Source organism: Qipengyuania sp. NPDC077563 (assembly GCF_044901345.1).
Classification (GTDB): Bacteria; Pseudomonadota; Alphaproteobacteria; order Sphingomonadales; family Sphingomonadaceae; genus Qipengyuania; species Qipengyuania aestuarii.
This window is the reverse complement of record NZ_JBJDPC010000001.1, coordinates 502,778-520,410: the sequence shown is the minus strand read 5'-3', so window position 1 is coordinate 520,410 and position 17,633 is coordinate 502,778. Positions and strand designations below refer to the sequence as shown.

Annotated in this window: 18 protein-coding genes; 5 read left to right on the top strand and 13 right to left on the bottom strand. The window is 62.0% G+C overall.

The genetic code is table 11. From position 1 onward, the window contains the following. Window positions 1–83: 83 nt before the first annotated feature. Window positions 84–314: a hypothetical protein gene (locus ACI2I1_RS02595; RefSeq protein WP_404677785.1), complete on the bottom strand. Its 231-nt coding sequence runs from the start codon at window positions 312–314 to the stop codon at window positions 84–86. Here ACI2I1_RS02595 and ACI2I1_RS02590 point away from each other — a divergent pair. The 3 genes from ACI2I1_RS02590 (at window position 307) to cysN (ending at window position 4,307) form a co-directional block, all read left to right on the top strand. Then, window positions 307–1,092, top strand: a complete 786-nt coding sequence (locus ACI2I1_RS02590; RefSeq protein WP_404677784.1) for a hypothetical protein — start codon at window positions 307–309, stop codon at window positions 1,090–1,092. The two genes, ACI2I1_RS02595 and ACI2I1_RS02590, sit on opposite strands and share 8 nt — an antisense overlap. 59 nt (window positions 1,093–1,151) lie before the next feature. Continuing rightward, window positions 1,152–2,267 (top strand): sulfate adenylyltransferase subunit CysD, encoded by a 1,116-nt coding sequence (gene cysD, locus ACI2I1_RS02585; RefSeq protein ID WP_404677783.1) that lies wholly within the window; start codon window positions 1,152–1,154, stop codon window positions 2,265–2,267. Window positions 2,268–2,387: 120 nt separating this feature from the next. Next, window positions 2,388–4,307 carry a sulfate adenylyltransferase subunit CysN gene (gene cysN, locus ACI2I1_RS02580; protein ID WP_404677782.1) on the top strand — a complete coding sequence of 640 codons (1,920 nt, stop codon included), beginning with the start codon at window positions 2,388–2,390 and terminating at the stop codon, window positions 4,305–4,307. Window positions 4,308–4,328: 21 nt separating this feature from the next. Here the strand turns inward: cysN and ACI2I1_RS02575 are convergent, their stop codons facing one another. Further along, on the bottom strand, window positions 4,329–5,597 hold the full coding sequence (locus ACI2I1_RS02575; protein ID WP_404677781.1) for an acetyl-CoA C-acetyltransferase: 1,269 nt from the start codon (window positions 5,595–5,597) through the stop codon (window positions 4,329–4,331). 110 nt (window positions 5,598–5,707) lie between these two features. On the opposite strand from ACI2I1_RS02575, the gene ACI2I1_RS02570 reads away from it, so the two are divergent. Together ACI2I1_RS02570 and ACI2I1_RS02565 are read left to right on the top strand one after the other, a co-directional pair. Next, window positions 5,708–6,469, top strand: a complete 762-nt coding sequence (locus ACI2I1_RS02570) for a crotonase/enoyl-CoA hydratase family protein (protein ID WP_404677780.1) — start codon at window positions 5,708–5,710, stop codon at window positions 6,467–6,469. A 1-nt stretch (window position 6,470) separates the two neighbouring features. Next, window positions 6,471–7,634: an acyl-CoA dehydrogenase family protein gene (locus ACI2I1_RS02565; RefSeq protein ID WP_404677779.1), complete on the top strand. Its 1,164-nt coding sequence runs from the start codon at window positions 6,471–6,473 to the stop codon at window positions 7,632–7,634. Window positions 7,635–7,654: 20 nt separating this feature from the next. Here ACI2I1_RS02565 and ACI2I1_RS02560 read toward each other — a convergent pair whose 3' ends face one another. The 11 genes from ACI2I1_RS02560 to ACI2I1_RS02510 all read right to left on the bottom strand — a co-directional run bounded on the left by ACI2I1_RS02560 (window position 7,655) and on the right by ACI2I1_RS02510 (window position 17,571). Beyond that, window positions 7,655–8,920 carry a hypothetical protein gene (locus tag ACI2I1_RS02560; RefSeq protein ID WP_404677778.1) on the bottom strand — a complete coding sequence of 422 codons (1,266 nt, stop codon included), beginning with the start codon at window positions 8,918–8,920 and terminating at the stop codon, window positions 7,655–7,657. Further along, window positions 8,917–10,158, bottom strand: a complete 1,242-nt coding sequence (locus ACI2I1_RS02555) for a potassium/proton antiporter (RefSeq protein WP_404677777.1) — start codon at window positions 10,156–10,158, stop codon at window positions 8,917–8,919. The genes ACI2I1_RS02560 and ACI2I1_RS02555 overlap by 4 nt, the downstream gene beginning before the upstream one ends. A gap of 76 nt (window positions 10,159–10,234) precedes the next feature. Further along, a complete protein-coding gene (locus ACI2I1_RS02550; RefSeq protein ID WP_404677776.1) occupies window positions 10,235–11,245 on the bottom strand; it encodes a fumarylacetoacetate hydrolase family protein in 1,011 nt (336 codons plus the stop codon). Window positions 11,246–11,259: 14 nt separating this feature from the next. Next, window positions 11,260–11,901, bottom strand: a complete 642-nt coding sequence (maiA, locus tag ACI2I1_RS02545; RefSeq protein ID WP_404678319.1) for a maleylacetoacetate isomerase — start codon at window positions 11,899–11,901, stop codon at window positions 11,260–11,262. Between the two features lie 271 nt (window positions 11,902–12,172). Next, window positions 12,173–13,357 carry an acyl-CoA dehydrogenase gene (locus tag ACI2I1_RS02540; RefSeq protein ID WP_404677775.1) on the bottom strand — a complete coding sequence of 395 codons (1,185 nt, stop codon included), beginning with the start codon at window positions 13,355–13,357 and terminating at the stop codon, window positions 12,173–12,175. Window positions 13,358–13,569: 212 nt separating this feature from the next. Then, window positions 13,570–13,956, bottom strand: a complete 387-nt coding sequence (locus ACI2I1_RS02535; RefSeq protein ID WP_404677774.1) for a four-helix bundle copper-binding protein — start codon at window positions 13,954–13,956, stop codon at window positions 13,570–13,572. 91 nt (window positions 13,957–14,047) lie between these two features. Next, window positions 14,048–14,416 carry a response regulator gene (locus ACI2I1_RS02530; RefSeq protein WP_404677773.1) on the bottom strand — a complete coding sequence of 123 codons (369 nt, stop codon included), beginning with the start codon at window positions 14,414–14,416 and terminating at the stop codon, window positions 14,048–14,050. Between the two features lie 77 nt (window positions 14,417–14,493). Beyond that, window positions 14,494–15,051 (bottom strand): helix-hairpin-helix domain-containing protein, encoded by a 558-nt coding sequence (locus tag ACI2I1_RS02525; protein ID WP_404677772.1) that lies wholly within the window; start codon window positions 15,049–15,051, stop codon window positions 14,494–14,496. After that, window positions 15,048–15,173, bottom strand: coding sequence for a DNA-directed RNA polymerase subunit beta (locus tag ACI2I1_RS02520; protein WP_221542880.1), 126 nt, complete (start codon window positions 15,171–15,173; stop codon window positions 15,048–15,050). The genes ACI2I1_RS02525 and ACI2I1_RS02520 overlap by 4 nt, the downstream gene beginning before the upstream one ends. Window positions 15,174–15,185: 12 nt before the next feature. Next, the gene (locus tag ACI2I1_RS02515; RefSeq protein WP_404677771.1) at window positions 15,186–15,959 is read right to left on the bottom strand and encodes an OmpA family protein; all 774 of its coding nucleotides are present in this window, start codon (window positions 15,957–15,959) and stop codon (window positions 15,186–15,188) included. Window positions 15,960–15,987: 28 nt separating this feature from the next. Beyond that, window positions 15,988–17,571: a von Willebrand factor type A domain-containing protein gene (locus tag ACI2I1_RS02510; protein WP_404677770.1), complete on the bottom strand. Its 1,584-nt coding sequence runs from the start codon at window positions 17,569–17,571 to the stop codon at window positions 15,988–15,990. Window positions 17,572–17,633 lie beyond the last annotated feature (62 nt).

The window sequence follows — 17,633 nt, the reverse complement described above, 5'->3', positions numbered from 1 at the left end:
ATCGATGCCCGGGGCGAAACTCTCGCTCCGGGCATTTTCTTTGCGTCCTCAACACGCTAAGAGGTTCTCTGCTTCATCCCCCATCAATCATAGTCGGGCGATGGTGTTACATAGTCTTTGAGGAGGGTCGGCGTCGCCGTGAGCCGCATTTCAACACAATCCATCCGTATCGCAGCATTGGCCGCAGCTCTGGGCGCCATTGCCGCCTGTACCACGCCGCCGCCTCCGCCGCCTCCACCCCCGCCGCCTCCGCCGCCCGTTGTAATCCCGCCGCGGCCTACGCCGCCGATGGGGGCCACCACCAGCATGACCATCCCGATGGTTGCCGCAAGCGGTGTCCGCCAGACAGTTAATGCTGGTCTCACTCCCGCCCAGACTACGTGGAATCTGCGTTCGGCCCTCAATGTGGCCGCCCTCAACTGCCAGGATCTCAAATACACCGGGCTGGTCGACAATTATGGCGCGTTCCTCAAACGCAACGCGAAAGAGCTCTCCGCCACCAACCGCGCGTTGCAGAGCGAATTTCGTCAGCGCTACGGTTCGACCTACCGGGACGTGCAGGATTCCTACATGACCCAGGTCTACAATTATTTTGCGCTTCCTCCGGCGCAGGACGCGTTCTGCGATGTCGCGTTCGCGATCAGCAACGAGGCGCTCACGGTCGAGCCAAGTCAGCTCGACCTTTTCGCCTCGACTGCACTGCCGCGGATCGAGAATGCGTTCGAGGATTTCTTCCGGGCTTACGAGCAGTACCGCGTGAATCTGGCCGCCTGGGATTCGGAATACGGCCCGCCCGCTGCGGTAACGACCACGGTGCAGGGGTACACCAATCCTCTGGATCCCACCGCCACGGTACAACCGGGCCAGACTGTCGTGGGCTCCATGCCGGCGACCGATCCAGCGGCGGCAGACACCGCCTCACAGGCACCGATAATTATTGCCACCGATAAGCTCGGCGCTGGTAATCAGCCTGCGCCAACCACCCCGCTGCCAAGCGAGGGGCCGATCTTCCAGTCCGGCGAAGTGGTGCAGGGTGAAGCGACATCCGCGCCGACAACTCCCGAAGATGCCGGTCAGGATACGCCCGACTAATACGATCGGCTGAGTAACGTTTTCTTTGGGCGGCTGGAGCGATCCGGTCGCCCATTTTCATGTCTGCTCAAGTACAGTCGACTGCGCTCGTCCCAACTCTGGCTGGCGACATGCCTGCAAACACCGCGTTCCGGCCCCTCGCTGAACCATCCTGGGACATTGAAAACTTTCCTTTTCGGTGGGTGAGTGTTCGCCGCTTGCGTGCAATCATCCCGGCTGCAATCTCTCGATGGTCCCGAGAAAGTTCAGCCGGAAACCGCGATTTCATGACCCTTACCCATCTGCAGAGGCTCGAAGCCGAGAGCATCCACATCATGCGCGAAGTAGTGTCGGAAGCGGAAAAGCCCGTGATGCTTTATTCGATCGGCAAGGATAGCGCAGTGATGCTGCATCTTGCCAAGAAGGCCTTCTATCCTTCGCCCCCGCCATTCCCGCTGCTTCACGTCGACACGACCTGGAAGTTTCAGGAAATGTACGCGCTGCGTGAACGAAGCGCTGAGGAGGCGGGCATGGAACTGCTCGTCCACCAGAACCCCGAAGCACAGGAACTGGGCATCAACCCCTTCGACCACGGGCCGCTCCATACCGATATGTGGAAGACGCAAGGGCTGAAGCAGGCGCTCGACAAATATGGCTTCGATGCCGCTTTCGGCGGCGCGCGCCGGGACGAGGAAAAGAGCCGCGCGAAGGAACGGATATTTTCCTTCCGTACGTCCACCCACGGATGGGATCCCAAGGCGCAGCGTCCGGAATTGTGGAACCTTTACAACGCCAAGAAGAAGAAGGGGGAGAGCATCCGCGTCTTCCCGCTGTCCAACTGGACCGAACTCGACATCTGGCAATACATCGATCTCGAAAATATCGAGATCGTGCCGCTTTATTTCTCCGCCATGCGGCCGACCTTCGAATATGAAGGCGGCCTGTTCATGGCCGACGATATCGACCGGCTCGAAAAAGTCATGGGCAGGCGTCCGGAAATCATCGAGCGCTCGATCCGCTTCCGAACGCTGGGCTGCTTCCCGCTGACCGGCGCAGTCGAAAGCGAGGCGGCGACGCTGCCCGAGATCATTCAGGAAATGTTGCTCACCACCACTTCGGAAAGACAGGGCCGCGTGATCGACAAGGACGGCGGCGATGCCTCGATGGAGAAGAAGAAGCAGGAAGGCTATTTCTAAGCTGCGGTTGCGCCGTCCCGTTCGCCCTGAGCTTGTCGAAGGGCCGTCCTTCTTTTGGACCGGCGGGAGCAAAGAAAATGCAGGGCTTCGACAAGCTCAGCCCGAACGGAATTCCAAGTTATGACCCACACGACCGACGACACGATTTATCAGACCGACGCCCTCATCGCCGAGGATATCGACGCCTATCTCGAGAAGCACCAGCACAAGACGATGCTGCGCTTCATCACCTGTGGCAGCGTGGACGATGGCAAGTCGACCCTGATCGGGCGCCTTCTTTACGACAGCAAGATGATCTTCGAAGACCAGCTGGCCGCGCTGGAAAACGACAGCAAGCGGGTCGGCACACAGGGGCAGGACATCGATTTCGCGCTTCTGGTCGACGGCCTCGCCGCCGAGCGAGAACAGGGCATCACCATCGATGTAGCCTATCGCTTCTTCTCGACCGAGAGCCGCAAATTCATCGTCGCCGATTGCCCCGGGCATGAACAATATACCCGCAATATGGTCACGGGCGCGTCCACGGCCGATCTCGCCTGCATTCTGATCGATGCGCGCAAGGGTGTGCTGGTCCAGACCAAGCGCCACAGTTTCCTGTGCCACCAGCTGGGCATCAAGAATCTGGTGCTGGCGGTGAACAAGATGGATCTGATCGATTACGATCAGGCGAAATATGACGCAATCATCGCCGATTATCGCGCTTTTGCGGAAAGCATCGGCATCGAAGGCTTTACCGCCATCCCGATCTCCGGGCTCGCAGGCGACAATATAACCAGCAAATCGGACAACACCGCCTGGTACGATGGACCGACGCTGATGGACCATCTCGAAAGCGTCGAGGTCCGTCTTGATGAAAACATGGCCAGGCAGTTTCGCATGCCCGTCCAGTGGGTCAATCGGCCAAATCTCGACTTCCGCGGTTTCTCCGGCCTGATCGCCAGCGGCCGGGTGAAGCCGGGGAACACGGTTCGCTCGCTCCCATCGGGCAAGACGAGCACGGTCAAATCCGTGGTGACGATGGCGGGTGATCTGGACGAGGCGGTGGCCGGTCAGTCGGTCACCATCACGCTCGATGATGAAATCGATTGCTCTCGGGGGGACGTGCTGGCCGCTGCGGACAGTCCGCCGGAAGTAGCCGACCAGTTCGAATCCACGCTGGTCTGGATGGACGAGGCTCCGCTGGTGGTAGGTCGTGCCTACTGGATGAAGCTGGGCACGCAGATGGTCAGCGTGACGGTTTCCGAGCCGAAGTACGAGATCAACGTCAACACGATGCAGCATCTTGCGGCAAAGACGCTCAACCTGAATTCCATCGGCGTCAGCGAGATCACCACCGATCGCCAGATCGTGTTCGAACCCTATGCCGAAAACCGGGCGCTTGGCGGGTTTATCCTAATCGACAAGATTTCCAACCGGACGGTCGGTGCGGGGATGCTGAATTTCAGCCTTCGGCGCGCCCAGAATGTCCACTGGCAGGCGGTCGATATCACGCGGGACGATCACGCCGCGATGAAAAACCAGAAGCCGCGCGTGCTATGGTTCACCGGGCTGTCCGGATCAGGTAAGTCGACGATTGCGAACGAGGTGGAGAAGAAGCTGGCGATCATGAACCGCCACACTTTTCTGCTCGATGGCGACAATGTGCGGCACGGTCTCAACAAGGACCTCGGCTTTACGGAAAGCGACCGGATCGAGAATATCCGGCGGATCGGCGAAGTCGCCAAGCTGATGACCGATGCAGGGCTGATCGTGCTGACCGCTTTCATCAGCCCGTTCCGCGCGGACCGTCAGCTCGTGCGCGACATGATGGGCGAAGGCGAATTCATCGAGATCCATGTGGACACCCCCCTCGATGTCGCCGAGGCACGCGATGTGAAGGGGCTGTATCGCAAGGCGCGCGAAGGCAAGCTCAAGAACTTCACCGGCATCGATAGCCCCTATGAGGAACCGGAAGACCCGGAAATCCGGGTCAACACAGTGTCGATGAGCCCCGAAGAAGCGGCCGATCACATCATCAGCCAGATCCTGCCGCTGAAATAGGCGGCAGGAGCCTGGACAGGATCAGTCGACGAAGTCCTCGACCCGTTCGATGATGATGGCCGGGGCCATGCCGCCGGCGGCACACATGGTGACAAGGCCGAACCGCTTCTGCTGGCGCTCCAGCTCGTCCACCATCGTGCCGATCAGGATGGATCCGGTCGCGCCGATGGGGTGTCCCAGTGCGATCGAGCCGCCGTTCACATTCACCTTGTCCCAATCCCGGGACAGGTCGCGAACGAATTTGGCTGCCACCACTGCAAAGGCTTCGTTGATCTCGTAAAGGTCGATGTCGTCGGTGGTCAGGCCGGCCTTCTCGAGCACCTTTTTTGCCGCGGGAACGGGTGCGTTGAGCATGAGGGTAGGGTCATCGCCCATATTGGCGGTGGCCACGATGCGGGCGCGTGGCTTGAGCCCGTGCGCCTGGGCATAGTCCTTGGACGTCACCAGAACCGCTGCCGCTCCGTCGACAACCCCCGAACTGTTGCCCGCATGGTGGAAATGTTCGATTTTCAGATCGGGGTATTTCGCATTCACCAGCCCGGCGAAGGTGGTGCCTTTCTTGTCGAGCGGGACGTGGGCGATCTTGGCGAATGCTGGCTCCAGCTCGGCCAGCCCTTCCATCGTGGTCTGCGGGCGGGGGAATTCTTCCTTGTCGAGCAGCACATTGTCATCGTCATCGGTGACCGGGACCAGCGATTTGTCGAACCGTCCTTCTGCGATGGCTGCCGCGGCGCGCTGCTGGCTGCGGTAACCGACTTCGTCCAGCTCTTCGCGGGTAAATCCTTCCATGCTTGCGATGGCGTCTCCGCATACGCCCTGATGGCTCTGCGGATGGATGGCCTGCAGGCGCGCATTGTAGCTGCCCATCATCGGCGGTTTGAGCCCGGCGGCCATCTTTTCCTTGGCGAGTTCTGCGGTCAGGCTCATCATCTCGGTTCCGCCTGCGACCACGCAATCTTCCATGCCGCTCATCACCTGCGCGGCGGCCAGTGCCACGGATGTGATTCCTCCGCCGCAGAACCGGTCGAGAGTCGTCCCTGAAGACGTGATGTCATACCCCGCATCGAGCGCGGCCATCCGGCCAAGGTCGCCGGCCTGCATGCCGTCCTGCGTACTGACGGACCAGATCACGTCGTCGACCGTCGCCGTATCGAGCCCATTGCGGTCCCGGATCGCCTTCAGCACCGTGGCGGCAAGATGCTGCGGATGCATCGCGGCAAGCGCGCCTTTGCCCTGTTTTCCTATCCCGCGCGGCGTCCGGACGGCATCGATAATGTAAGCTTCGCCCATGGCATGATCCTCTCTTTAATCGATTATTGCGGCAAATGCCGGTTGACGTTTGCGTAAGCGTCCCGCAGCTAGGGAGCAAGAACAGTTTCAAAACGCAATGGAGAGAGCGAATGTCCGACGAGGTCCTGACCGAGGTCGATGACGGAGTCCTGATCGTCACCATCAACCGCCCCGATGCCAAGAACGCCATGAGCAAAGCCGCCGCCGAGGGCATCGCCGCCGCCATGGACCGTTTGGATGAAGATGATGGGCTTCGGGTCGGCATCCTTACCGGTGCCGGGGGCACCTTCTGCTCCGGAATGGATCTCAAGGGCTTCCTGCGCGGAGAGTCGCCCAGCATCGAAGGTCGCGGATTCGGCGGCGTCGTTCAGGCTCCGCCGAAGAAACCCCTGATCGCGGCAGTCGAAGGCTATGCGCTGGCCGGTGGTCTGGAACTGATGATCGCCTGCGATCTCGTGGTGTCGCATCGGGACGCCAAATTCGGAATTCCCGAGGTCAAGCGAGGCCTCGTCGCGGCGGCGGGCGGGGTGATGATGCTACCCGACCAGATCCCCGAACGAATCGCCATGGAGCTGGCGCTGACCGGAGAATTCATTGGCGCCGATCGTGCCTACGAGCTCGGGCTGATCAATCGCGTTACCGATGGTTCGGCACTGGACGAGGCAAAAGAGCTGGCCAGGCGCATCGCCGCCAACGGCCCGCTGGCCGTGCGCGTGTCCAAACAGATCGTGAAAGATTCGCGCGGCTGGGCGATGGATGAGCGTTACGACAAGCAGGCCCAGCTCATCGGGCCGGTCTTCATGTCGGAAGATGCCCGCGAAGGCGCCGCCGCCTTCGCCGAAAAGCGAACCCCGAACTGGAAAGGCAAGTAACATGGGCGTGATCGACGTACGGCAACCCGCCTTTATGGAGGACGAGGAAATCGCGATCTTCGCCGACGCAGTGGGCAAGTTCTACGAGAAGCACGCCCCGGAAAAGCGCGTGCTGAAATGGCGAGAGGATGGCCAGGTCGAACGCGAATTCTGGCGCGAGGCTGGCGAAGCCGGTTTGCTCGGCTCATCCGTGCCCGAGGCATACGGCGGCCATGGCGGTGACTTCCGACACGAGATGGTCGTGATCGATCAGCAGGGTAAGCACGGCGTGGAGGGTTTCTCGGCCAGCCTGCACAACACCGTCATCCTGCCATATCTGGTCCGTCACGGAACGGAGGAGCAGAAGAAGAAGTACCTGCCCAAGCTCGTAACCGGTGAACTCGTCAGTGCCATCGCCATGACAGAACCGGGGGTGGGCTCCGATCTCCAGTCGATCACCACGACTGCGCTCAAAGACGGTAATGGCTATCGCATCAATGGGGCCAAGACATATATCTCGAACGGCCAGACTGCGGATTTCATCATCGTCGTCGCCAAGACGGATCCGAAGGAGCGCGCCAAGGGTATTTCCCTGATGCTTCTAGAAACGGAAGGGGCAGAAGGTTTCCAGCGCGGCAAGAAACTCGACAAGGTGGGGCTGGATGCACAGGACACGTCGGAGCTGTTCTTCGATGACGTATTCGTGCCGTCCGACGCGGTGCTGGGCGGCGTGGAAGGGCAGGGCTTCTACCAGTTGATGGGCGAATTGCCCCAAGAACGCCTGATCATCGCCATGGGCGCCATGACCACGATAGAACGCGCGCTCGAAGAAACGGTGGCTTACGTCAAGGACCGCAAGGCTTTCGGCAAGACGATCTGGGATTTCCAGAACACGCAGTTCACCCTGGCGGATCTCAAGGCCCGGGGCACAGCCGCGCGGATTTTCGTGAACGATTGCATCGCCAAGCACCTGGACGGCAAGCTCGACGTGCCCACTGCATGTATGGCCAAATACTGGGTCACGGAATTGCAGGGAGAGGTGGTCGACAAATGCCTGCAACTTCACGGCGGGGCCGGTTACATTAACGACTATCCCATCGCCCGCATGTTCCGCGACAGCCGCATCACACGGATTTTCGGCGGTTCAAACGAGATCATGAAGATGGTGATCGCCCGCTCTATCTGAGCTAGCGCCGTGGGAGAGGATTACTCGATCCCTCCGCGGCGCAACATTGCATCGATTTCCTTTACTTTGGCGGCATAGCGCGGATCGTCAAGCGCACCGTAGCGGGCAGCGAATTCGGCATCGGTGAGGCCGTCGCTCAGTTTCAGGGCCTCGGCGGGAAGCAGAGTATTTTCGTCACCTCGCATCAGCTTTGCGCGCGCCTTGTCGAGGGTCTGCGGATCAGTCAGGCGCCGCGCAGTGAGCAGGCCGGCGCGGTCGCTGGCAAGGTCGACGAAGGAAAAGCCGCTCGGATCTTCAGGCGCCAGCATAGCGACGCCCGCCTTGGTGTCTGCCAGCTCCTTCCATTCGCCGATCAGCGTGCCCAACCGGTTGCCGGTCGTCATTTCGAGCGCCGCCGACAGTGTCCAGTGCATAGCCCAGTCAGCTCTCCCGTGAAGCAGGATGGGAGCCATGTTTGCGGGCGGCGAACAGGCCTCGAGAGCCTGATTTCCGGCGGCTAGGTGAACCTTTTCCGGCGTTGCGGTAATAAGTGCCAAGGCCATGATCGCCGTGCGATGGCCTTCGGGGCTTGCCTCACTTGCAGCAAGAGCCCGGCGGATATGCGCTGCAAGAGACGCTTCGGGTTCCGCGACCTGCATTTCGACAAGGTCGCAGTAGAGAGCAGCAATGGCATCTTCATTGAGTGTCGCTCTGCCGGTCGCCGCGGCTTGCACCAACAAGCTCTCTTTCGGCATCAGGACCTTGGCTGCGACGGTTTCACGGCTGATGGCGAGTTCCCGCAGGATCTTGTCGAGAGGCGGCAATGCCGTTTCGGCGCCGAGATAGCGCCGCTGCAATTGCTCCAGCCCCCAGTCCGACAGCCATCCTGGCAGTGAAATCGATCCTACCTCGATATTCCAGCCGGGCATGCCTTCGCTGGTGCCGCGTGCACGCGCCCTTATGTTGAGCCAGCGCCACAGGATCGGGCGGCTGCCGGTGAGAGTCAGCGTGCCGTCTTCGACCCCAGCGTGGATACGGGCCGGGGCAGCCCCCTGTGTCGCCATGGCTGACAGTGCCGCCAATTCGGTATTGCCGAGAGTCAGGGTAACGGGCTTGCCGGTTTCCCGACTGGACCGGGCTTGTTGCGCCAGGCCCTTAGCAGCGGCCACCTGATCGCCGGTCGCCGCCCGCTTTTCGTCCACCCAGGGTGAGGGACTCGTGGCGAGCATCGGTACACCGATCAGGAGGGCGAGGAGTAGGGCTATGAAAAGACGCTTGCGGCTTCTCCGCGGCGATGCGGTCGTCATGGCTGCGCCTCGGCGCTTTGACCTAATCTTTGCGAGGCGCGGCTTTCATGGTCGGCGATTGCGAGGCGCTGAGCGACCCAATTGATGGTCGGGCCCTGGATCACGCTCGACAGCAGGACCACGAAGAAGACCACGTTGAAGATCGCGAATGCCCCCTCGACACCGGCTACGATCGGGAATGTGGCGAGAACGATCGGGACAGCACCGCGCAGGCCTGCCCAGGAAACGAACAGCTTTGATCGCCATGCGAACTGGCGAAAAGGGGCAAGGCAGAGAAAGACGCTCACGGGCCGGGCGATGAACATGAGGATCGCCGTTATGGCAAGCCCCGGCACGAGGACCGGCCCGAGTTGCGATGGAGTGACGAGCAAGCCCAGCGTCAGGAACATGGCAACCTGTGCCAGCCACGCCATGCCGTCCTGAAAGGTAGAGACCGTGCGTTTCGCGGCATAAGATCGACTGCCTGCGACCAGCCCCGCAAGATAGGCAGCGAGAAAGCCATTGCCCGAAAACAGCTCGGCAGCGCCGAAGGCGATGAGCGCGGCGGCAATCGAAATCACGAAGGCGAGCCCGCCCTGACGGTAGCCGCCGCGTTTCAGCAGCGCAGGCATGGCGAAGCCGACCGCGATCCCCACGATCGCGCCCATGATCATCTGCACGAGGAATTCCGGCACGAGCGTCAGCGGAGAGGCGGCCGGTTCGGCAATGAACAGCAGGACGGCACCAACCAGGAAGATGGCCATGGGATCGTTGGAGCCCGATTCCACCTCGATCAGTGCGGGCACATCGCCATGAAGATCGAGCCCGGTCGACCGCAGGATTGCGAATACCGCAGCCGCATCGGTCGAGGCGATGATTGCGCCCAGCAGGGCGGCCTGGGGCGGGGCGATATCGAGGAGCAGAACGGCCGCACCGGCCACGATGCCCGCGCTGATGAGGACGCCCAGGGATGCCATGATCAAGGCGGGCGCGGCAACCCGCCGCACATCCTTCAGATCGGTGTCGAGCCCGCCCGAGAAGAGGATGAATACCAGCGATGCCATCCCGATCGCCTGGGCGAACGCGAAGTTCTCGAAGTCTATCCCGCCCGGCCCATCGATCCCCGCCAGCATGCCAAGGCCGAGGAAGCCGATAAGCGCGGGCAGGCCGAAGCGGCTCGAGACGCTGCCCGCAAGAACCGTGGTCAGCAGCAGGACGCCGACGAGGAGGAAGGTCGCCTGGGTATCCAGAAAGTCCATCGAACAGACCTCATGCGACGGGTCCCCACCGGCCCGCGTGATTGGTCGAGAAGAAGCGCGAATGCGGGCCTGCTATTTAGGCCTCCACCACCTTATGCTCGATCGCGCCGAAGATCGAATGACCTTCCGCATCCTTCATCTCCACGCGGACGGTATCGCCCGGGGCCATGAAGCGGGTCTTGGCTTCGCCTTCGGCGATGGTTTCGATCATGCGGATTTCGGCAATGCAGCTATAGCCGAGACCGCCTTCGGCCACCGGCTTACCGGGATCGCCATCGGGGCCCTGGTTCGACACCGTGCCCGATCCGATGATCGTGCCGGCGCCCAGATCGCGGGTCTTGGCGGCATGTGCCACGAGGTCGGCAAGGCTGAAGGTGGCATCGACCCCGGCATTGGCGCGGCCGAAGGGTTTTCCGTTGTAATCCACCATCAGCGGCAGGTGGATGACGCTGCCCTTCCACGCATCGCCAAGCTCATCGGGTGTGACCGCGACGGGGCTGAAGGCGCTGGCAGGCTTGGACTGGAAGAAGCCAAAGCCCTTTGCCAGTTCGCCCGGGATCAGGCCGCGCAAGCTGACGTCGTTCACCAGCATGACCAGCTTGATATGGCTGGCGGCTTCGTCGCTCGACACGCCCATGGGCACATCGTCGGTGACGACTGCGATCTCGCCTTCCATGTCGCAGCCCCACTTGGTGTCCTTCAGCGGGATATCGTCACGCGGGGCGAGGAAGCCGTCGCTGCCGCCCTGATACATCAGTGGATCGTGGTAGAAGCTCTCCGGCACCTCGGCACCGCGCGCCTTGCGCACCAGTTCAACGTGATTGATGTAGGCCGAACCGTCGGCCCACTGATAGGCGCGGGGCAGCGGCGAATGCGCTTCGCGTTCGTGGAACCGCTCGGTCGGCACGGCTTCGTGCTCCACGTCGGTGTAGAGCGCTTCCAGCCTGGGTGCGACCGCATCCCAATTGTCCAGCGCATGCTGGAGCGTGGGAGCGATGTTGTCGGCGGCGCAATAGCGGGTGAGGTCCTTGGAGACGACGACCAGCTTGCCGTCGCGGGTTCCGTCCTTGAGCGTGGCGAGTTTCATGGGAGTCCTCTCTCTTAACTGTTGTCAGGATTGTCGGGCTGCGCGTCCGGATGGGCGCGCTGGAATTCAGGTAATGCCAGGCAGGCGCGTTCGATCCGCTCGATATGCGGCTTGTCGCTGAAATCGAACTCGAACCGCCGGGCGTTATAGACCTGAGGCAGCAGGCAGACCTCAAAGAAGCCGGGGGAATCGAACAGGAAGTCGCCGGTGCCCAGCTGTGCGAGGCGCTGTTCCAGCGGATCGAGCGTGCGGGCGAGCCAGTGGCGATACCACACGCCGATCTCTTCCTGCGACTTGCCGTATTCGTTCGACAGATACTTCAGCACCGGCAGGTTGAGCGGCGCGTGCAATTCAGTGGCGATGGCGTAGGCCAGTTCGCGCGCGACATAGCGATCGTCGAGATCGGTGGGCAGCAGCGGCCGGTCGGTATAGGCTTCGTCGAGCCATTCGATCTGCGCCATCGACTGTACGCGGTCCATGCCGCCAGCTTCCAGCAGCGGGACCGAACCGAACGGATTACGGCTGGTGAAGGCAGCGCCCTTCTGCTCGCTCTCGAGCAGGTTCACAGGCACGTATTCGTAGTCCAGCCCCTTGAGTTCGAGCGCGATGCGCAGGCGATAGCTGGTCGAGCTGCGGTAGTAGCCGTGAAGGCGGATCATAAGGCAAATCCTACAGGATGGAGCACATGGAGCACGGTCCTGAGGGAAATAACTCCGGAGGCAGTTTTTCCCTGAAAAGCGCGGGTGTCAGGCTGTTGGAAGCGAGTCATCTGGCCTCTGTGACAGGCGGCCCGAATGTAGGAAAGGGTTCTTGAACCATCAGCGCGAGCGGCATAGCGGTGCGGCAATCCATGGTCCCGAGCCATCAACATGCCCGGGTGCCGGACCGCCGTTTCCGCCTTGCCGGCGCGCGATGGCGATTGTCCTGTCAAAATGCCGGAATTCCCGTGATGGCGCGGCCCAGGATCAGCGCGTGGACATCATGGGTGCCTTCATAGGTATTGACCGTTTCGAGGTTCACCATGTGGCGGATGACCTGATATTCTTCCGAAATACCGTTGCCGCCGTGCATGTCGCGGGACTGACGCGCGATGTGGAGCGCCTTGCCGACATTGTTGCGCTTCACCACCGAAATCATGTCGGGCGCAAACTTGCCCTCGTCCATCAGGCGGCCAACGCGAAGGCTTGCCTGGAGGCCGAGAGAGATTTCGGTCAGCATGTCTGCCAGCTTGAGTTGATAGAGCTGCTTGGAGGCCAGCGGCACGCCGAACTGCTGGCGGTCGAGACCGTATTGGCGCGCGGCATGCATGCAGAATTCAGCAGCTCCCATAGCGCCCCAGCTGATGCCGTAACGGGCGCGATTGAGACAGCCGAACGGACCCTTGAGCCCTTCGACATTGGGAAGCAGCGCGTCTTCGCCCACTTCCACTTCGTCCATCACAATCATGCCCGTGGTGCTGGCGCGCAGCGAAATCTTGCCTTCGATCTTGGGCGCGGAAAGGCCCTTCATGCCCTTTTCGAGCACGAAGCCGCGAATGGCGCCGCCATGGTCCTCACTCTTCGCCCAGACGACGAAGACATCGGCAAAGGGGGAATTGGAAATCCAGGTCTTGGAGCCGTTGAGGACATAGCCGCCATCCACCTTCTTGGCGGTGGTTTTCATACCTGCCGGATCGCTTCCGGCGTCGGGTTCGGTGAGGCCGAAGCAGCCGATCAGCTGGCCGCTGGCGAGACCGGGGAGGTACTTCTTGCGCTGGTCGTCCGAACCATAAGCGTGGATCGGATACATCACGAGACTGGACTGGACCGAGGCCATCGAACGATAGCCGCTGTCCACCCGTTCGATCTCGCGCGCGATCAGGCCGTAGGCGACATAGCCCGCGCCGGCGCCGCCGAATTCTTCGGGAATGGTTGCGCCGAGCAGGCCTGCTTCGCCCATCATGGGGAAGAGTTCGGGCGCATCCTTTTCCTGGGAGAACGCCTCGATCACACGGGGCTGGAGTTCGCCTTGCGCAAAACCATGCGCAGCGTCGCGGATCATCCGCTCTTCCTCGGTCAGCTGCTCGTCGAGGTTGAAGGGATCCTGCCAGTCGAACGGCACCATTCCAGCCATGTGGTCTCCTTTGTAACTTTATTTGCCGATGGCAGAGCGGCGCAGGGCGCGCAAGAGGCGCTTGTCCAAGACCGATCTGCCTCGGCCAACGGTTCAAATCCGCCTAGCACGAGCTGGCGTCAAGGCGGCAGAAGATTCGCGCGGCGGCGGGGAAGGGGTCAGATGGGGTCCGCCCCGTCCCGCTCGCGCCGCGCGTCAAATATACGGGGGCCTTACTTCACGAGGGGGAGGGCCTTGCGGCAGTCATCGGCACATTCGCGGCACATCTTGGCGCACATCTCGCAATGCGGATCGTCATGCTTCTCGCATTCCTCGGCGCAGGTTTCGCAGGCCTTGATGCACAGTTCGAGCTGGGCGCGAAGCACGTCGATGTTCTGCGCGGTGCGGCGCACGGCCAGCCGGGCTGTCGCGGCGCAAACGTCGGCGCAATCGAGGCAGTAGCGGATGCACTGTGCCATATCGCCATCTTCGGCGACGCAGGCATCGGCGCAGCTGGTGCAGAATAGCGAGCACAGCATCGCGTGCCGCGCGGCGAGGATGAGCTCTTCGGTTTCGTCTTTCACCTGCGGGTGGGTATCGATCATCTTCTGCAGAGACATGGGCTTCCTTTCCTTGGAGGGTTCGCTTCAAGGAATGGATACAGCAGGCCAACTGTTCCGAGCGCGCCTGGGCGTACCCGGCGCAATCGGATCAGTTGTACTGAATGGCGCGTTCGACCGAGTGGATGACTTCGGCAGGCGGGCAGGGCTTTGAAAGCGTTTGCGCGCGGGGAAAGCGGATCGCCACTTCATCGGGCGTGAGCTGGCCGGAGTGGAAAATGACCTGCACGTCTTCCGCCATCATCTGTTCTGCCAGCGGATAGACGATCCCGTCGCCCAGCTGGACATCGAGGATGGCGATATCGGGCTTGGACTTCTGATAGGCGAGCATGGCGCTCGATAGGTCCACGAAGGGACCTTCCACGATATATCCGGCTTCGGAAACGGTGTCGCAAAGGTCGATCCCGATGATCGCTTCATCTTCAGCGACCAGCACGCGTAACGGCTTCGACTGTACCATTCAGCCTCCTCGTTTTGCTCCGACCCAAGGTGATATAATGGTCGGAGCAAAGGGAGGTTCCCGAAATTCCCGCTTTTCTAGGCGCCGGCTCCGTAGCGGTTCTGGAATTCGGCAGTATCGCCTGTCGCCAGAAGGCCTGCCTGACCGACCCAGTCGTCGCGCCGGATACGGCCCTGGAAGCGCCCGAGTTCGGCGTCGATCCGGTCGATATCGGCCTCGTTCCAGGACGCGATCTCGGAGAAGGAGGTGATGCCCAGTTCGTGGAGGCGCGCGGCAAGCTTCGGGCCGACACCCTTGATACGGGTCAGATCGTCGGTCCCGGCGCCGACCGGCTTGGGGGTGGCGGACGATACGCCGACCTGTCCCACCTCGGCGCTGGCAGCGACGGCCGCGCCGCTACCGGCAAGACCGGTGGGCGTGGCGACGGGCTGCGGATCGCGAGCGGCGGCGGGCGGTGCATCGACCAGCGCGGAGTTGCGCTGGGCCTTCTGCGCGCCTTCGTCGAGCACATCGCCCCGGCTCGCCCCGGTGACCTTGGTGCGGCGGGTGCTGCGGAACAGATACCAGGCGACGACGAGCCCGATGACCAGCGCGATGGCCAGCAGATACCAATATTCGGCGAGCAATTGATTCATGGTGCTTCCTTCGTGTCCTCAATCTCAGCCACCTGCCCGCGGCCCCAGAGGGTGAAACCGATGGTCAGGCCGATCAGATAGGCGACCAGCATCAGGGCGATGACTTCAAACCAGATGGGCATCGGTCTCTCCTGTCATCGCGGCCCCGGCGTGTCGACCGGTGTGGGTGTGAGCGGCTCCATCCGAATGACGGAGAATTCGATGCGGCGGTTGGCGGGATCCTCTGCCGTCAGGCTGGCTACCGGGCGGCTCGATCCGTAACCGCGTGCGCGCAGGCTGTCGCGCGGGATACCGCGGCGCACCAAGGCTTCGCGCACGACCCGGGCGCGGTCCATGCTGAGAGCGACATTGTCGGCCTCGTTGCCGGATTTGTCGGTATGCCCGGTGACCGCGATGATCGCACCGGAGCAGGGCTCCAGCGCTTCCGCCACCTCGTCCAGCAGCATGCGGCTGGCCGGGACCAGCGCGGTGCTGGCCTCCTGGAAACGGATTGTGCGCGTGCGCAGCAGTCCGTCGACATCCTCCTGGCAATGGAGCGGTTCGTAGGTCGGTTCGCTGCCGGCGGCATTGACCGTGCCATCGACCCACGAGACCCCGCCCACGCCGGGGATGGAGGCGACGATCTGCGCGGCGCGGGTCCGCTCCTCGTCGCTGAGGTCTTCCCCGCCCGAAAGCAGCGGATGGCGCGAGGGCGAGCCGGTGCTGCTGGCGAAATCGACTTCCACCACACCCAGATCCTGCCGCGACAAGGCCGCATCGGCCCGCACAGACAGTCCCTGCGCCATGCGCGCGGCCCGGTCCGAGAAGAAGGACACGGACCCGATCGCCATCACCAGCAGAGCCCCCAGGGCGATGATCGTACGCGCAGACATGCCCGGCTCATAGCCGCGCGCCAGCGGGCCTGCCAAGGCTCGATTGGCAATCAGTTCAGCGCAATCAGTTCAGGGACGCCGCCGTTTCCACCAGTGCCAGATATTCCTGGCGCAGATATTCGTCCTGCCTGCCGGCAAGACCTTCCACCGCGTCCCAGCTATAGCCGGCCAGCAGCGTATCGCCGCGCAGCTTTTGCCCATAGGCCGCAACCGAGGCGGCGAAGGCAAAATCGCCGCGGGGTGCCTGGCGCGTATTCAGTGCGGATGCGGGCAGGCGATATTGGAGCAGGCGCGATTTTTCCCCATCAGGCAGTTTGTAGCGCAGTTGCACGAATGCCGCCTCGGAAGCGTGAACGCCGGGCGTGGTTTTTGCCGCAGCCTGATACCGCCGGTCGGAAACCCATCCCTTGGCCCCTGCCGGGATCACTTCATAGATTGCCGTCACCTGATGCCCGGCACCGATATCGCCTGCGTCCACGGCGTCATTGGCGAAATCCTCTTCGCGAAGGGCGCGGTTTTCATAGCCGATCAGGCGATACTGGCTCACCACCGAAGGATTGAATTCGATCTGGATTTTCACATCCTTCGCGATGGTGAAGAGCGTGGAGCTCATTTCGTCGCGCAGGACTTTCCGGGCTTCCATCGGCGTATCGATATAGGCGTAATTGCCGTTCCCGTGATTGGCGATCTGTTCCATCATCGCCTCGTTGTAATTGCCGGTGCCGAAGCCCAGCGTGGTCAGGGTTACACCGCTATCGCGCTGCTTCTCGATCTTCTGGATCAGGGCATCGGTATCGTAGATGCCGACATTGAAATCGCCGTCGGTCGCCAGGATCACGCGGTTCACGCCGCCTTTTATGAAACCCTTCTTGGCCATGGCATAGGCGAGATCCAGACCGGCAGCGCCCGCTGTCGAGCCGCCCGACTGCAATTGCGCCAGGGCCGCGCGGATTTCGGCAGGATTGCTGGACGGTTCCAGCAGCACCCCGGTGGTGCCGGCATAAGTCACGATGGATACCTTGTCCTGCGGCGAGATTTCCCGTGCGAGGCCGGAGAGCGCCTGCTTGACCAGCGGCAGCTTGTCCCGGTCGTTCATCGACCCAGACACATCGACCAGGAAAACCAGATTGGCCGCCGGGCGCTCGGCGCGCGGCAGATCGTACCCGCGCAGACCGATGCGCACGAGCCGTGCTGCCGGATTCCAAGGGCTGGCGGCAGCATCGAGCGTGACCGAGAAAGGTTTGCTGCGATCGGTCGGCCGCGGATAGTCATAGCGGAAATAATTGATCAGTTCTTCGGTCCGCACCGCCGATTCCGGAGGCAGCGCACCGGAGGTGAGAAACCGGCGGGTGTTGGCATAGGCGCCCGTGTCCACATCCACCGAGAAGGTGGAAACAGGCTCATTCGCCGCAATCCTGATTGCCGAGACATCTTTCCCGGAATAGCGTTCGCGGTTCTCATCCCGATTGATAAAAAGATCGGATGGCATACCCGCCGAGGGCACGCCCGGAGCGTAGCGGCTTTCCGCCACCATTTCCGCCTGTTCGATCGCGGCGGGGGCGTAAGCCGGTTCGGCGATGTCGAGTGTGGTGACATGCTCTATTTCGGCGTCACCATCCTGTGAGCATCCGGCGATCACAAGAATCATCGAGGATGTTGCGAGAAGCGACATGGCACCCCCCACGAATCGTGTCCGGTTATCCATCGCCT

Coding starts and splice junctions, on each gene's coding strand:
- ACI2I1_RS02590 (WP_404677784.1), top strand. CDS start 307: ATGACCATCCCGATGGTTGCCGCAAGCGGTGTCCGCCAGACAGTTAAT.
- ACI2I1_RS02595 (WP_404677785.1), bottom strand. CDS start 314: ATGGTCATGCTGGTGGTGGCCCCCATCGGCGGCGTAGGCCGCGGCGGG.
- cysD (WP_404677783.1), top strand. CDS start 1,152: ATGTCTGCTCAAGTACAGTCGACTGCGCTCGTCCCAACTCTGGCTGGC.
- cysN (WP_404677782.1), top strand. CDS start 2,388: ATGACCCACACGACCGACGACACGATTTATCAGACCGACGCCCTCATC.
- ACI2I1_RS02575 (WP_404677781.1), bottom strand. CDS start 5,597: ATGGGCGAAGCTTACATTATCGATGCCGTCCGGACGCCGCGCGGGATA.
- ACI2I1_RS02570 (WP_404677780.1), top strand. CDS start 5,708: ATGTCCGACGAGGTCCTGACCGAGGTCGATGACGGAGTCCTGATCGTC.
- ACI2I1_RS02565 (WP_404677779.1), top strand. CDS start 6,471: ATGGGCGTGATCGACGTACGGCAACCCGCCTTTATGGAGGACGAGGAA.
- ACI2I1_RS02560 (WP_404677778.1), bottom strand. CDS start 8,920: ATGACGACCGCATCGCCGCGGAGAAGCCGCAAGCGTCTTTTCATAGCC.
- ACI2I1_RS02555 (WP_404677777.1), bottom strand. CDS start 10,158: ATGGACTTTCTGGATACCCAGGCGACCTTCCTCCTCGTCGGCGTCCTG.
- ACI2I1_RS02550 (WP_404677776.1), bottom strand. CDS start 11,245: ATGAAACTCGCCACGCTCAAGGACGGAACCCGCGACGGCAAGCTGGTC.
- ACI2I1_RS02540 (WP_404677775.1), bottom strand. CDS start 13,357: ATGGCTGGAATGGTGCCGTTCGACTGGCAGGATCCCTTCAACCTCGAC.
- ACI2I1_RS02535 (WP_404677774.1), bottom strand. CDS start 13,956: ATGTCTCTGCAGAAGATGATCGATACCCACCCGCAGGTGAAAGACGAA.
- ACI2I1_RS02530 (WP_404677773.1), bottom strand. CDS start 14,416: ATGGTACAGTCGAAGCCGTTACGCGTGCTGGTCGCTGAAGATGAAGCG.
- ACI2I1_RS02525 (WP_404677772.1), bottom strand. CDS start 15,051: ATGAATCAATTGCTCGCCGAATATTGGTATCTGCTGGCCATCGCGCTG.
- ACI2I1_RS02520 (WP_221542880.1), bottom strand. CDS start 15,173: ATGCCCATCTGGTTTGAAGTCATCGCCCTGATGCTGGTCGCCTATCTG.
- ACI2I1_RS02510 (WP_404677770.1), bottom strand. CDS start 17,571: ATGATTCTTGTGATCGCCGGATGCTCACAGGATGGTGACGCCGAAATA.